Source organism: Pseudomonas proteolytica (assembly GCF_007858275.1).
Taxonomy (GTDB): Bacteria; Pseudomonadota; Gammaproteobacteria; order Pseudomonadales; family Pseudomonadaceae; genus Aquipseudomonas; species Aquipseudomonas proteolytica.
Genome location: NZ_VFEV01000005.1, coordinates 128,109 through 142,305, shown reverse-complemented (window position 1 = coordinate 142,305; position 14,197 = coordinate 128,109). Strand labels below are relative to the sequence as shown.

General features: G+C 61.4%; 10 protein-coding genes. 5 read left to right on the top strand and 5 right to left on the bottom strand.

The window, feature by feature from the left end; all coding sequences use genetic code 11:
* Positions 1-144: 144 nt before the first annotated feature.
* The 4 genes from FIV38_RS05625 to uvrD form a co-directional block, all read right to left on the bottom strand.
* Positions 145-1,125 carry a FecR family protein gene (locus FIV38_RS05625; protein ID WP_224791155.1) on the bottom strand — a complete coding sequence of 327 codons (981 nt, stop codon included), beginning with the start codon at positions 1,123-1,125 and terminating at the stop codon, positions 145-147.
* Positions 1,126-1,168: 43 nt separating this feature from the next.
* Positions 1,169-1,666, bottom strand: coding sequence for an RNA polymerase sigma factor (locus tag FIV38_RS05620; protein ID WP_092232271.1), 498 nt, complete (start codon positions 1,664-1,666; stop codon positions 1,169-1,171).
* Positions 1,667-1,851: 185 nt separating this feature from the next.
* Positions 1,852-2,727, bottom strand: coding sequence for a Tim44 domain-containing protein (locus FIV38_RS05615; protein WP_029290048.1), 876 nt, complete (start codon positions 2,725-2,727; stop codon positions 1,852-1,854).
* A 226-nt stretch (positions 2,728-2,953) separates the two neighbouring features.
* Entirely contained in the window at positions 2,954-5,137 is a 2,184-nt protein-coding gene (uvrD, locus tag FIV38_RS05610) for a DNA helicase II (protein WP_029290045.1), read from the bottom strand.
* A gap of 279 nt (positions 5,138-5,416) precedes the next feature.
* Here uvrD and FIV38_RS05605 point away from each other — a divergent pair, with 279 nt between their 5' ends.
* The 3 genes from FIV38_RS05605 to FIV38_RS30250 all read left to right on the top strand — a co-directional run bounded on the left by FIV38_RS05605 (position 5,417) and on the right by FIV38_RS30250 (position 9,826).
* Positions 5,417-8,299, top strand: coding sequence for a GGDEF domain-containing phosphodiesterase (locus tag FIV38_RS05605; protein WP_092232268.1), 2,883 nt, complete (start codon positions 5,417-5,419; stop codon positions 8,297-8,299).
* 153 nt (positions 8,300-8,452) lie between these two features.
* Positions 8,453-9,319: a transcriptional regulator HexR gene (gene hexR / locus FIV38_RS05600; RefSeq protein ID WP_017739023.1), complete on the top strand. Its 867-nt coding sequence runs from the start codon at positions 8,453-8,455 to the stop codon at positions 9,317-9,319.
* Positions 9,320-9,628: 309 nt separating this feature from the next.
* Positions 9,629-9,826, top strand: coding sequence for a PA3496 family putative envelope integrity protein (locus FIV38_RS30250; protein WP_071610068.1), 198 nt, complete (start codon positions 9,629-9,631; stop codon positions 9,824-9,826).
* On the opposite strand, the gene FIV38_RS05590 is transcribed toward FIV38_RS30250, so the two are convergent.
* Positions 9,756-10,730, bottom strand: coding sequence for a LysR family transcriptional regulator (locus FIV38_RS05590; RefSeq protein ID WP_029290038.1), 975 nt, complete (start codon positions 10,728-10,730; stop codon positions 9,756-9,758). The genes FIV38_RS30250 and FIV38_RS05590 overlap by 71 nt on opposite strands.
* A gap of 195 nt (positions 10,731-10,925) precedes the next feature.
* On the opposite strand from FIV38_RS05590, the gene FIV38_RS05585 reads away from it, so the two are divergent.
* Together FIV38_RS05585 and oadA are read left to right on the top strand one after the other, a co-directional pair.
* Positions 10,926-12,341, top strand: coding sequence for an acetyl-CoA carboxylase biotin carboxylase subunit (locus tag FIV38_RS05585; RefSeq protein ID WP_029290035.1), 1,416 nt, complete (start codon positions 10,926-10,928; stop codon positions 12,339-12,341).
* A gap of 11 nt (positions 12,342-12,352) precedes the next feature.
* On the top strand, positions 12,353-14,161 hold the full coding sequence (gene oadA / locus FIV38_RS05580) for a sodium-extruding oxaloacetate decarboxylase subunit alpha (RefSeq protein WP_029290033.1): 1,809 nt from the start codon (positions 12,353-12,355) through the stop codon (positions 14,159-14,161).
* Positions 14,162-14,197: the final 36 nt, after the last annotated feature.

Below are 14,197 nucleotides of genomic sequence, written 5' to 3'. Positions count from 1 at the left end.
TTGTTGTTCTCTTGCGTCTGCAAAACCGGCCTCACTAAAGTAAATAAGATTTATTCACATGTAGTAGAAACGGCCCAGCTGCAAAAACGCGATAGATCGTTATGATCTATGTATAGAGTTTTTTATCTTAATTTTTAAGGTTGATCAGTAGATCAGTGTCAATCCAGGCAACTCGACAATCCGCCCATGGGCTTGCGCCACCAGGTGCTTGAGCGCTTCGTCCAGGTTATCCAGACGCATTACTGCACTGATTTTGACGTTGCGCAGCGCCTCACCTTTGACCAGCACCAGTCCAGGTCGATAGCGATTGATGCGGGCAGTGGCGTCGGCCAGGGACTCACGCTGGAACACCAGTCGTCCTTCCTGCCAACTGGCCAATTCCTCGGGGCTGGTGCTCAGCGGTACAAGGCCCGATTTCGGGCTGAAACGCAGGCTGTTGCCCTGCTCAAGCAATGCCGAGCCGGCTGCCTCATCGCGCCCGTGATCGGTCAGGTTGACCTCGACCCGGTGCTGCAATACGCCCACCCAGCCTTCGCGATCCTTGCCAATGCCCACCAGATAACGGGTGCCGCGTGCCGTGATATCGGCGCCGGGTGCCTGGACGGTGAAGGGGCGACGCTCCTGTTCATTCATCGGCGCAGGTGTGAATACGGCTTCGCCCTGGCTCAAGCGCACGCGCCGGGTCTGGTCGTCGTAGGCCAGGTTGAGAATGCTGTGGCTGCCCAACTGCACCTGGCTGCCATCGGCCAGGGTGATCTGGCGTACTTCGCCAAAGCCGGTGTGATAGTCGCTGTTCAGGGCTTGCACCCAGAAAGGTGGCGCCAACAGCATCCAACAGCCGATTGTCAGTGCGGCCAAGGCGCTGCCGCCGACAACCGGCATGCGCAGCCAGGCAGAACGCGGCGGGCGCTGGGGTTTTACATAACCGGGACGTTGCTTGAGCTGTGCGGTGGCCTGCCACGCACGATTGGCGCGCTCGGCGGCGGCGGCGTGCAATGGATCGGCAGCCAGCCAGTGCTCAAAGGCCTCGAGTTCACGTGCCGAAAGCTGTCCTTGGCGATGGCGCATCACCCAGTCGGCAGCTTTGCGCTCTACCGGGTCGATAGTTTGTGGGGAGGCATTCACGGTTGGGTCTATTTACCTTTTGGCTCTTTGTCGTACACAAGGCTCAGCCCTCTTGGCCAGGTTCCAGCGCCCGACCAATCCTGGCCAGGGCCATTGCCATGTGTTTTTGTACAGAGCTTGTGGATATCCGTAAATAGCGCGCGGTCTCTTTGTGCGTCATGCCCTCGACACGGCAGAGCATAAATACGTCGCGGGTACGGGCAGGCATGCGCTCAAGCAGGCTTTCCAGGTGTTCCAGTTCGAGTGCGCCGAGTGCCTGTTCTTCAGGGCAACTGGTCTCATCGACCAACGTGGCGAAAAAGGCCGTGGGGTCGTTTTCGTAGCGCTTTTCACCAAAGCGGCGGTGATGGTCGATCATCAGGTTGTGCGCCACCCGAAACAGATAGGACGGTGCGCACAGCACGCGTTCCAGGCTCTCCAGCTGGGCGATGCGCAAAAATGTGTCCTGCACCAGGTCGGAGGCCAGGCTGGGGGAGCACTTCTTGCGCAACAAGTAACGATGCAACGCAGGGGCGTGTTGAGTGAACAGTTTTTCCAGCACGGCGGCACTTTCCTATGCTCGGGCAGAACCGGGGAGGGCGAGTATAATGAGAGTCGTTCTCATTAATCCAGTAAAACTCCGCACTGAGTTTTCCGCAGGCAAAAAAACACCCCGGCGGTGCAGGCTCTTGGGAGCGCTGCACCCGACCGGGGCGTTTGTTACAGCAGGCTATGCGCCTTTGCGGATCAGCCGTTCTGGCGGATACCGGCTACCAGCCAAGGCTGGTTTTCGCCTTGCGGACGTTCCATGTTCCAGCTTTCGCTGAACACTTCGCCCTGGTCGAAGCGCGAAGTCTTCGACACACCGCTGAAGGTCAGGGTGGCGATGGTCTTGTCGGCGCGGTCATCCACACCTTCCAGTTGCACACGCAGGTCGTCGATGTAGGTCGACTGGAATGCGTCGCCCAGTTCGGCACGTTCGCGCTTGAGGAACTCCAGCAATTGCGGGGTCACGAACTCGGCGATCTTGTCCATTTCGTTGGCGTCCCAGTGTTGCTGCAGGGACTGGAAGTGGTTGCGGGCCGCTTCGACGAAACGTTCTTCGTTGAACCAGGCTGGCGCGTTGATCACCGGACGAGCGGCAGCAGCAGGTGCCGCCGAGCCGCCGAAGATCGAACCCATGGCAGGCTTTTGCTCGAACACTTCACGCTGCATCGGCGCACCGGCTGGAGCCAGGTGCTCCTGCTGCTTGCGGCGACGGGCGGCGATAAAGCGGAAGATCACAAAGGCGATGACCGCCATGATCAGGATGTCGAAGATCTGCATGCCCTGGAATCCGCCGCCCATGAACATGGAAGCGAGCAGGCCACCGGCAGCGATACCGGCCAGAGGGCCCAACCAGCGCGAAGCACCGCCGGCCTTGGCAGCAGCGCCTGCGGCACCGGCTGCACCTGCGGTGGCAGCCGCTCCGCCCATGCCGCCAGCGGCGGGGGCCATTTGGCTGGTCTGATGGCTCGGCGCTGCGCCGGAGCTTTTGCCGCCACCAAAGCGTTTGGCGTTGGCGTCGAGGCTCATCGTCAGGCCGATGCACAACGCCATGGCGATGCTAAGAAAACGTTTCATAAAGGGAATTCCCATTTGTGGATTGCACGCGCGCCATGTTGCACAGGTGTACTGACAGTGGCTAGCGACATAATGTTTCGGGCTTTTGCGTAAGGCCTAATCCGAATGCTCCGTAGGAGGTATTCGGACACGGTGTAGGAGCGAGCTTGCTCGCGAAAAACCCTAAGACACCACGTTCATTCAGGATGCCCGCGTTATCGTTGACGATCTTCGCGAGCAAGCTCGTTTAGACCGCTTCAAGCTTGGCGTAGCCCATCATCAGCCACTTGCTGCCTTCAGCGAAGTTCACCTGCACGCGGGCCTGGGCCCCGGCGCCTTCGAAGTTGAGGATCACCCCTTCGCCAAAGATCGCATGCCTGACCTGCTGGCCAAGGCTGAACGGGGTTTCGGGAATTTCCGAACCGGCAAACATACTGCTGGAATTCTGTTGCTGGCCCCCGCCGAACGGCCGGCTGACGCTGTTGGACAAGCGTACTTCCTGAATCAGCCCCTTCGGCACTTCCCGTACGAAACGCGACACCTTGTTGTAGGTCTCGCTGCCATACAGGCGACGCGTCTCGGCGTAGGTCATCACCAGGTTCTGCATCGCCCGGGTAATGCCAACGTAGGCAAGGCGGCGTTCCTCCTCAAGGCGGCCGGGCTCTTCCAGGCTCATCTTGTGCGGGAACAGCCCTTCTTCCATGCCCACCAGGAACACATAGGGAAACTCCAGGCCCTTGGCACTGTGCAGCGTCATCAACTGCACGCTGTCTTCGTGTTCGTCGGCCTGGGTATCGCCGGCTTCCAGCGATGCATGGCCGAGGAACGCCGCCAATGGCGACAGGTCGGCATCTTCCTCGCTGTTCTCGAAGGCGCGGGCGGCGCTGACCAGTTCCTCAAGGTTTTCTACCCGAGCCTGGCCTTTCTCGCCTTTTTCCGCTTCGTGATAAGCGATCAGGCCCGACTGCTCGATCACCGTCTGGGTCATCAGGTGCAGCGGCATTTCCAGGCACTTGGCGGCAAGGTTGTCGATCAACTCGACAAACCCGCCCAACGCCCCGGCAGCGCGACCTGTCAGGCCTTTATTGACGATCAGCAGGCGCATGGCCTCCCACATCGACACATCGCTGTGCCGTGCGTGTTCGCGGATCGCCTCGACGGTTTTCTCGCCAATGCCCCGCGCCGGTACGTTGATCACCCGCTCCAGCGCCGCATCGTTGCCGCGACCTTCCAGCAGGCGCAGGTAGGCCATGGCGTTCTTGATTTCCGCACGTTCGAAGAAGCGCTGGCCGCCATAGATGCGGTACGGGATGCGCTCGCGCAGCAAGGCCTCCTCGAGTACCCGCGACTGGGCGTTGGAGCGGTACAGAATGGCGATATCGCTACGGGCCAGTCCGGTTTTCAGGGCGCTTTCAATGGTTTCCACCACGTAGCGCGCTTCGTCATGTTCGTTGAAGGCCGCGTAGAGGTTGATCGCCTCGCCTTCGCCGCCGTCGGTCCACAGCTCCTTGCCCAGGCGCCCGGTGTTATTGGCAATCAAGGCGTTGGCGGCCTTGAGGATCCCGGCGGTGGAGCGGTAGTTCTGCTCCAGGCGAATGGTCTCGGCATCCGGGAAGTCGTCGGAATACTGGTAGATGTTCTCGATTTTCGCGCCGCGCCAGCCGTAGATCGACTGATCGTCGTCGCCCACCACCATCAGGCTGTCGCCGCCCTTGGCCAGCAGGCGCAACCAGGCGTACTGCACGGCGTTGGTGTCCTGGAACTCATCCACCAGAATGTGCCGGAAGCGCTTCTGGTAATGGGCCAGCAAACCGGGGTTATCGCGCCACAGGTCGAGGGCCCGCAGCAGCAGCTCGGAGAAGTCGATGACCCCGGCACGCTGGCAGGCCACTTCATAGGCTTCATAGATGCTGCGCATGGTGGCCAGGAACAGGTCGCCACTGGCCTGTATATGTTGCGGGCGCAGGCCTTCGTCTTTCTGGCCGTTGATAAACCATTGGGCCTGGCGCACCGGCCAGCGTTGCTCATCCAGGCCCAGCTCGCGGATCACCCGCTTGACCAGGCGTTGCTGGTCATCGCTGTCGAGAATCTGGAAGGTCTGGGCCAGGCCCGCTTCCTGCCAGTGGGCCCGCAACAAGCGGTGCGCCAGGCCGTGGAAGGTGCCGACCCACATCCCGGCCGGGCTGATGCCCATCAACTGCTCGATGCGGTGGCGCATCTCGGCAGCGGCCTTGTTGGTGAAGGTCACCGACAGGATGGAATGCGGGGACGCGTTCTCGACCTGGATCAACCAGGCGATACGGTGCACCAGCACTCGGGTTTTACCGGAGCCAGCACCGGCCAGGACCAACTGACGGCCAACGGGGGCTGCTACGGCCTGGCGTTGGGCATCGTTGAGGGAGTTCAGCAAAAGGGAGAGATCATCGCGCATCGGCGCATTCTAGGGTGCCGGGGGAAGGGGGGCAAATCCCATTGCCGGATGGTCGGCACAAAAAAACAGCGGCGATCTACAATCGGCAAATAATCGATCCACAGGGATGACCGGTAAGTCATCGCCTGCAGCCCGCGCCCTGTCTTGTTCAGCCCCTCTGGGCCAAAGGTTTACGCGGGTTTATTCGCGGATTTTTATGATCCAGAGCAGTTTGGTCTGCACGCCTGCTTGTGTATGCTCCGTCGACGTTTCGGGCTCACCATTATAAGAACACTGCCTATGACCCTCAGCACTGACCTGCCTGGACCTTCTCTCGCGCCGGCGCAGGTTGTCCGCAAGCACTACGCCATGGAGATGGCGGTCGAGCGCACGCGTCTGTTGTACCAAGGTTCGTTGCTGCCCACCTTATTGATGCTGGTTAACGGCCTGGTCTGCGCCTGGTTGCTCTGGAGCCCGCAGCGCTATGTGCAAGTCGGCAGTTGGCTGGTGTGGTTGCTGGCCCTGGTGGCGTTGCGCGTGATCCAGGTGGCGGCCTTCGATAGCGCCCTGCCCAGCCGGCAGGCGCAGCCGATCTGGCGACGGATGTTCATGCTGGGCTCGGCAGCCAGTGGCCTGACCCTGGCAAGCGCGGCCATTGCCCTGGTACCACTGGACAGCTTCGTGCAGCAAGCCTGGGTGTTTGGCCTGATTGGCGCGGCCACTTTATCGGCCAGCGTGGCCTACGCAGTGAGCCTGCCGGCGTTTTTGTCGTTTGCCTTGCCCTGCCTGGTCCCCACCATCCTCTATCTATTCTGCAGCGGCGAACCGCAATTGCAGGGTTGGAGTTACCTGGGCCTGATCCTGCTGGCGTCCTTGAGCCTGGTGGCATGGCAGGTCAATCGCCTGATCCAGCGCGGCTTGCTGCGGCGCTTCCAGAACCAGGCCCTGATCGAGCACCTGCAGCAGGCCCGCCAACGCAGCGAGCAGTTGAATCAGGACCTGGTGCGCGAGGTCGAGCAGCGGCGCGAGGTCGAGCAGGAGTTGCGCGAGGCCCAAATCGGCCTGCAACACCGTGTCGAACAGCGCGGCCAGCAACTGGACGCCGCCAGCCTCGCCCTGAGCAAGAGCGAGGCGCGCCTGGCCATGGCATTGCAGGCCAGTGAACTGGGATTGTGGGACTGGAACCTGCAAACCGATGAAGTCCATCACACCCAGCTCAAGGAACTGTTCGGCCTGGAGCCTGAATACGTCACGGCGATGCTGCGCGACCTCAAGCCTCGCCTGCACCCGGACGACCTGCCACTGCTCAAGCGCGCATTGGTGGAGCACCTGAAAGGTCGCAGCGAGGACTATCAGGTGGAGTACCGCGTGCGCCACGGCGACGGGCGCTGGGTGTGGATCGAAGACCGCGGGCGGGCCGTGGAGCGTACCGCCAGCGGACGCGTGACACGCATGCTCGGTACCCGGCGCGACATCAGCGCCGGCAAGGCGGTGGAGGAGCAGTTGCGGCTGGCGTCCACGGTGTTCGAGGCGGCCAGCGAAGGCATTGTGATCCTGGATCCGGAATATGTGCTGATTGCGGTCAACCAGGCCTTCAGCCGCGTCACCGGCTTTGATATCGACGACATGCTCGGGCGCAACGTCGTGGAATTGCCGTGCAGCCGCGATGCGCGCCGACACTTCCCGGTGATTCGCCAGGCCTTGTTGAGCCACGGCAGTTGGCAGGGGGAACTGGTAGAGGCGCGCAAGAACGGCGAGTTGTACCCGCAATGGCTACAACTGAGCGTAGTGCGTGATGTTCGGGGAAATGTGAGCCATATCGTGGGCTTCTTCGCTGATTTGTCGGCGCGCCGCGAGTCCGAGGAGCGCATGCGCTACCTCACCCATTACGACGAACTGACGGGGCTGGCCAACCGCTCGCTGTTCCGCGAGCGCCTGCGCGAAGCCCATCAACGGGTACGCCAGGGCGGTCGTAGCCTGGCGTTGCTGCATATCAACCTGGACCGCTTCAAGCTGCTCAATGACAGCCTGGGCCATGAGATCGCCGACCAATTGCTGCAGAAAATGGCCCGGCGCCTGATCAACGCCTTACCGGAAGCCGACACCATCGCGCGGTTGTCCGGCGACGAGTTCGCGGTGTTGTTCGACGCTTATGGCAGCTTGTCGAGCCTGGCGCGCGTGGCTACCCGGCTGCTGGCCAAGCTGCGGGTGCCGGTGGCGGTGGAGGGCCACGAATTGGTGGTCAGCGCCTCAATCGGTGTCAGCCTGTTACCGGATAACGCCCGGGAAATTTCCGCGCTGGTCAGCCAATCGAACATGGCCATGCAGCACGCCAAGCATTTGGGCGGCAATAACTTCCAGTTCTATACCGACAGCCTGCAGGCCAGCACCCTGGAGCGTCTGCAGTTGGAAAACCAACTGCGCAAGGCTATCGATGAGCGCCAATTGAAAGTGTTCTACCAACCCAAGCTGTGCCTGGCCACCGGCAAGATGAACGCCGCCGAGGCGCTGGTGCGTTGGGACCACCCGCAATGGGGCAGCGTGCCGCCCGGTGATTTCATCGGGTTGGCAGAAGAAACCGGGTTGATCGTGCCATTGGGCGAGTTCGTGCTGCGCCAGGCCTGCTGGCAGGCGTGTGAATGGCAGCGCCAGGGCCTGGCGCCGATTCGCGTGTCGGTCAACCTGTCGGTGCACCAGTTGCGCCAGGGCAAATTAGTCAGCCTGGTGCGCCAGGTGCTGGACGAAACCGGGCTGGCCCCCCAGTACCTGGAGCTGGAACTCACCGAAAGCCAACTGCTCGACAGCGTCGAGCACATCATCGCCACCTTCCAGCAATTGCGCGACCTGGGGGTGAAACTGGCCATTGACGACTTTGGCACCGGCTATTCGTCCCTCAGTTACCTCAAGCGCATCCCGGTGGATTACGTGAAGATCGACCAGACCTTTATTCGGGGCCTGGGCCAGGGGCGCGAAGACTTGGCGATTACCCGGGCGATCATCGCCATGGCCCACGGCCTGGCACTCAAGGTGGTCGCTGAGGGCGTGGAGGACCAGCAGCAGTTGGATTTCCTGCGCGCCGAAAATTGCGATGAAGTGCAGGGCTATTTGATCAGTCGGCCGATCGAGGCCGAAGGGTTGGCGGATTTGTTACGAAAAAATGCAGATTTTCCTGACTGCCAGTGAGGCGCCATCGGGTGCTACATGGCATATGCCCGCTGATTCAGGGGGCAGTAGGGCGATTTAGTGATGCATCGAACGGGCAAATCAACAATTCTTGTAGTATAACTACAAGCTTGCTACATCCCTGGCGTCTGCCAATAACAAGAGTCCTGCCCTTTGAACCTGTTGCAACATATCGCCCAGTCGCGCCACCTGTTACGCAAATCGGAACTCAAGGTTGCCGATCACGTGCTGCTTGACCCTGCGGCCGTGATGCACAGTTCCATGGCTGACCTGGCCCACAGCGTAGGCATCAGCGAGCCGACCATCGTGCGCTTCTGCCGCGCCATCGGTTGCTCGGGGTTCCAGGACTTGAAGCTGAAACTGGCCCAGAGCCTGGCGGCCGGTGCCAGCTTCGGCCAGTTCGCGATTCACGAAGACGACTCCGTCGCCGACTACAGCCTGAAAATTTTCGACACCACCCTGCACACCCTGATGGAAGTGCGGGAGAAGCTCGACCCGATCGAGCTGCAAAAAGCCGTGACCGCCATGTCCCAGGCCCAGCGCGTGGAGTTCTACGGCTTTGGTGCGTCCGGCGCGGTGGCAGCGGATGCCCAGCACAAATTCTTCCGTTTGCTGCTGACAGCGGCGGCCTACAGCGACCCGCATATGCAAGCAATGTCGGCGGTGACGTTGAAGCCCACCGACGTGGCGATCTGTATTTCCCAGTCGGGTCGTTCCAAGGACTTGCTGATCACCGCCAACCTGGTGCGTGAAAGCGGCGCTACGTTGATCACCCTGTGCCCGAGCCAGACGCCCTTGGCGGAACTGTCCACGGTCAACCTGGCGATCGATGTACACGAAGACACCGAAATCTACACCCCGCTGACCTCGCGTATCGCCCACCTGGTGGTGATCGACGTGCTGGCGATGGGCGTGGCAATGGCGCGTGGCCCGAGCCTGGTCAACCACCTCAAGAGCGTCAAGCGCAGCTTGCGCAGCCTGCGGTTGTCACCCAAGTCCGTCAAAGCCCTCGACGACTGACTCGATCTCCTGGCAAGCGTGCCTGTTGAGCTGAGTGGGCTTGTTGTGGCGAGCGGGCTTGCCCCGCGCTGGGCGGCGAAGCGGCCCCATTCAAGAACAATGAGGTGTATCAGACATTCCTGGTTGCCTGTTTTTGGGGCGGCTTCGCCGCCCAGCGCGGGACAAGCCCGCTCGCCACAACAAACCTTTTCATCACAGTAAGCCCGCTCACCACAGGTCAGTATTCATCGTCCTGTAACCCCCGCGCCGCCAAACCGTCATCCCCCGTGCCCATCCTGAACTCCCCGTACTCGCATTGGGAGACTCGAAATGGCCCGGCACTACGAAGACAGCACCAGCACCGTCAAGACCCGTCGTCAGCAGGAAGACCAGCGCCGCATGGCGTTCCGGCGTGCAATTGAAGATCGCTGCGAGCAGCGTCAACTGCTGCAGAGCATCAGTGACTACCCGGAGTTGCACTGGCAGGCACCCGCGGCTGCCCAGCGAAGCGTTCAGCCAGCGCGCTGATCTGCACCCGCTCGCTGCGGATAAAGCCCAGGAACGCATGGGCCACCGGTGACAGGCGTTTGGCCTTGGCCTGCACCAGGCACCAACTGCGGTACAGCGGCAGCTCTTCCACCGGCAGCTCCTTGAGCCCGCCGGTGGCCAGTTCCAGGTTCAGGGCGTGGCGTGTCAAAAGCGCCACGCCCAACCCCGCCACCACGCACTCGCGCTGTGCCTCGGCCGAGGCCACTTCCACCGTCTGGGTGAAGTGCACGCGCTTTTCCTTGAAGTATTCCTCGCAGGCCAAACGCGTCCCGGAGCCGGGTTCGCGCAGCAACAGGGTGTAAGGCTCCAGGTCTTGCAGGCGCAGCGGCCCTTGCAGGCTCAGCGGATGGTCCGGTGGGGCCACCGCCACAATCGGGTTATTGAGAAACGGCAGGAATTCCAGGCCCATGTCCTGAGGCACCATGGACATGATCACCAGGTCATCACGGTTGTCCGACAGCCGGCGGATCACCTGGGCGCGGTTGACCACTGTCAGGTGCAACTGCACCTCCGGGTGCTGGCGCTTGAAGGCGGCGAACAAGTGCGGCACGAAGTATTTGGCGCTGGACTCCACCGCCAGCTTCAATTGCCCCTGCAGCGAGCCCTGCATGTCCGAGAGCTGCATATCGAGGTTTTCCAGGCGCCCGAAAATGTCCCGGCTGGCCCGTTGCAGGGCTTCGGCCGCTTCGGTCATGTAGAGCTTTTTGCCCACGTAGTCGAACAGCGGCTGGCCGACCAGCTCTTCGAGCTGGCGAATTTGCAGGCTGACCGCCGGTTGCGTGAGGGACATTTCTTCAGCCGCGCGGCTGTAGGAACGCAAATCGCAGACCTCATTAAAGATCTGCAATTGACGTAATGTCATACGCATCAATGACTTACGCATAATTAAAAAGGTCTCGCCGGGGTCTGTGCGCTCAACTATAAGTCTTTACTTATACACAACCCAATAATTATTGATTTTTGTTAATCCCTAAGTGCGCATAGTGTGTATCTCGCGACTGGCTTGAAACATTTGGTCACGCGCCGACCTGGTCTAGCAGGTCGATGAATGCAGCAATCGGCTCAAGGGAAACTCCAAGTGATAACAAAGATCCTGATCGCCAACCGTGGTGAGATTGCCGTCCGCATCGTGCGGGCCTGTGCCGAAATGGGTATCCGTTCAGTGGCGGTCTATTCCGACGCAGACCGGCATGCCTTGCACGTCAAGCGCGCCGACGAGGCCCACAGCATTGGCGCCGAGCCCCTGGCCGGCTACCTGAACCCGCGCAAGCTGGTGAACCTGGCGGTGGAAACCGGCTGCGACGCATTGCACCCCGGCTACGGCTTCCTGTCGGAAAACGCCGAACTGGCGGATATCTGCGCCGAACGCGGTATCAAATTCATTGGTCCATCGGCCGAAGTGATTCGCCGCATGGGCGACAAGACCGAAGCGCGCCGCAGCATGATCAAGGCGGGTGTGCCGGTCACCCCCGGCACCGAAGGCAACGTTGCCGACATCGCCGAAGCACTGACCGAAGGTGACCGCATCGGCTACCCGGTGATGCTCAAGGCCACCTCCGGTGGTGGCGGGCGCGGCATTCGTCGCTGCAACAGCCGTGAAGAACTCGAACAAGCCTTCCCCCGCGTGATCTCCGAGGCCACCAAGGCCTTCGGCTCGGCGGAAGTGTTCCTGGAAAAATGCATCGTCAATCCCAAGCACATCGAGGCGCAGATCCTCGGCGACAGTTTTGGCAACGTGGTGCATCTGTTCGAGCGCGACTGCTCGATCCAGCGCCGCAACCAGAAACTCATCGAAATTGCCCCAAGCCCGCAACTGACCCCCGAGCAGCGTGCCTATATCGGTGACCTGTCGGTGCGCGCGGCCAAGGCCGTGGGCTACGAGAACGCCGGCACCGTGGAGTTCCTGCTCGCCGAGGGCGAGGTGTACTTCATGGAAATGAACACCCGGGTGCAGGTAGAACACACCATCACCGAAGAAATCACCGGGATCGACATCGTCCGCGAGCAGATCCGCATCGCGTCCGGCCTGCCGCTGTCGGTAAAACAGGAAGATATCCAGCACCGTGGCTTTGCGTTGCAGTTCCGCATCAACGCCGAAGACCCGAAGAACAACTTTTTGCCCAGCTTCGGCAAGATCACCCGTTACTACGCCCCCGGCGGCCCGGGTGTGCGGACCGATACGGCGATCTACACCGGCTATACCATCCCACCGTTCTACGACTCCATGTGCCTGAAACTGGTGGTGTGGGCGCTGACCTGGGAAGAAGCCATGGACCGCGGCCTGCGTGCCCTGGACGACATGCGCCTGCAAGGCGTGAAGACCACCGCCGCCTACTACCAGGAAATCCTGCGCAATCCGGAATTCCGCAGCGGCCAGTTCAACACCAGTTTTGTGGAAAGCCACCCTGAGCTGACCAACTACTCGATCAAGCGCAAACCCGAAGAGCTGGCCCTGGCCATCGCCGCCGCCATCGCCGCCCACGCAGGCCTGTGAGGAACATTCCAATGTCTAAGAAAATCTTCGTAACCGACACCATCCTGCGCGACGCCCACCAATCGTTGCTGGCGACCCGCATGCGCACTGACGACATGCTGCCGATCTGCGACAAGCTCGACAAAGTCGGCTACTGGTCCCTGGAAGTCTGGGGCGGCGCGACCTTCGACGCCTGCGTACGTTTCTTGAAAGAAGACCCGTGGGAGCGCCTGCGCAAACTGCGCGCCGCGTTGCCTAACACGCGCCTGCAAATGCTTCTGCGTGGCCAGAACCTGCTGGGCTACCGCCACTACAGCGACGATGTGGTCAAGGCCTTCGTCGCCAAGGCCGCCGTGAATGGCATCGACGTGTTCCGTATCTTCGACGCCATGAACGACGTGCGTAACTTGCGCGTGGCCATCGAAGCGGTGAAAGCGGCGGGCAAGCACGCCCAGGGCACCATCGCCTACACCACCAGCCCGGTGCACACCATCGAGGCATTCGTGGCCCAGGCCAAGCAAATGGAAGCCATGGGTTGCGACTCGGTGGCAATCAAGGACATGGCCGGCCTGCTGACCCCGTACGCCACCGGCGAGCTGGTCAAGGCGCTGAAGGCCGAGCAGAGCCTGCCGATCTTTATCCACTCCCACGACACCGCTGGCCTGGCCGCGATGTGCCAACTCAAGGCCATCGAAAACGGTGCCGACCATATCGACACCGCCATCTCCAGCTTCGCCTGGGGCACCAGCCACCCGGGCACCGAGTCGATGGTCGCCGCCCTTAAAGGCAGCGAGTTCGACACCGGCCTGGACCTGGAACTGCTGCAGGAAATCGGCCTGTACTTCTACGCCGTGCGCAAGAAGTACCACCAGTTCGAAAGCGAATTCACCGCCGTCGACACCCGCGTGCAAGTCAACCAGGTACCGGGCGGGATGATTTCCAACCTGGCCAACCAGTTGAAAGAGCAGGGCGCCCTCAACCGCATGAGCGAAGTGCTGGCCGAAATCCCGCGGGTGCGCGAAGACCTCGGCTTCCCGCCGCTGGTGACGCCAACTTCGCAGATCGTCGGCACCCAGGCGTTCTTCAACGTGCTGGCCGGCGAGCGCTACAAGACCATCACCAACGAAGTGAAGCTCTACCTGCAGGGCGGCTACGGCAAGGCGCCGGGCACCGTGGACGAGAAACTGCGGCGCCAGGCCATCGGCAGCGAAGACGTGATCGACGTGCGCCCGGCCGACCTGCTCAAGCCGGAAATGACCAAGCTGCGTGGCGAAATCGGCGCATTGGCCAAGTCCGAAGAAGACGTGCTGACCTACGCCATGTTCCCCGATATCGGACGCAAGTTCCTCGAAGAGCGTGAAGCCGGGACCCTGAGCCCTGAAGTGCTGCTGCCAATCCCTGAAGCCGGCGGCGTGGCCCGTGCCGGTGGTGAAGGCGTGCCGACCGAGTTCGTCATCGACGTACACGGCGAAAGCTACCGCGTCGATATCACCGGTGTCGGCGTCAAGGCCGAAGGCAAGCGTCACTTCTACCTGTCCATCGACGGCATGCCGGAAGAAGTGGTATTCGAACCGCTCAACGAATTCGTCGGCGGCGGCACCAGCAAACGCAAGCAAGCCAGCGAGCCGGGCCATGTGAGTACGGCCATGCCGGGCAATATCGTGGATGTGCTGGTCAAGGAAGGCGACGTGGTCAAGGCCGGCCAGGCCGTGCTGATCACCGAAGCGATGAAGATGGAGACCGAAGTGCAGGCGGCCATCGCCGGCAAGGTCAGCGCCGTTCATGTGGCCAAGGGCGACCGGGTCAACCCGGGCGAAATCCTGATCGAAATCGAAGGCTGATACACAGCCTTCGACACTACCGCTTAATCCTCGGGG

Coding starts and splice junctions, on each gene's coding strand:
- FIV38_RS05615 (WP_029290048.1), bottom strand. CDS start 2,727: ATGAAACGTTTTCTTAGCATCGCCATGGCGTTGTGCATCGGCCTGACG.
- uvrD (WP_029290045.1), bottom strand. CDS start 5,137: ATGCGCGATGATCTCTCCCTTTTGCTGAACTCCCTCAACGATGCCCAA.
- FIV38_RS05605 (WP_092232268.1), top strand. CDS start 5,417: ATGACCCTCAGCACTGACCTGCCTGGACCTTCTCTCGCGCCGGCGCAG.
- FIV38_RS30250 (WP_071610068.1), top strand. CDS start 9,629: ATGGCCCGGCACTACGAAGACAGCACCAGCACCGTCAAGACCCGTCGT.
- FIV38_RS05590 (WP_029290038.1), bottom strand. CDS start 10,730: ATGCGTAAGTCATTGATGCGTATGACATTACGTCAATTGCAGATCTTT.
- oadA (WP_029290033.1), top strand. CDS start 12,353: ATGTCTAAGAAAATCTTCGTAACCGACACCATCCTGCGCGACGCCCAC.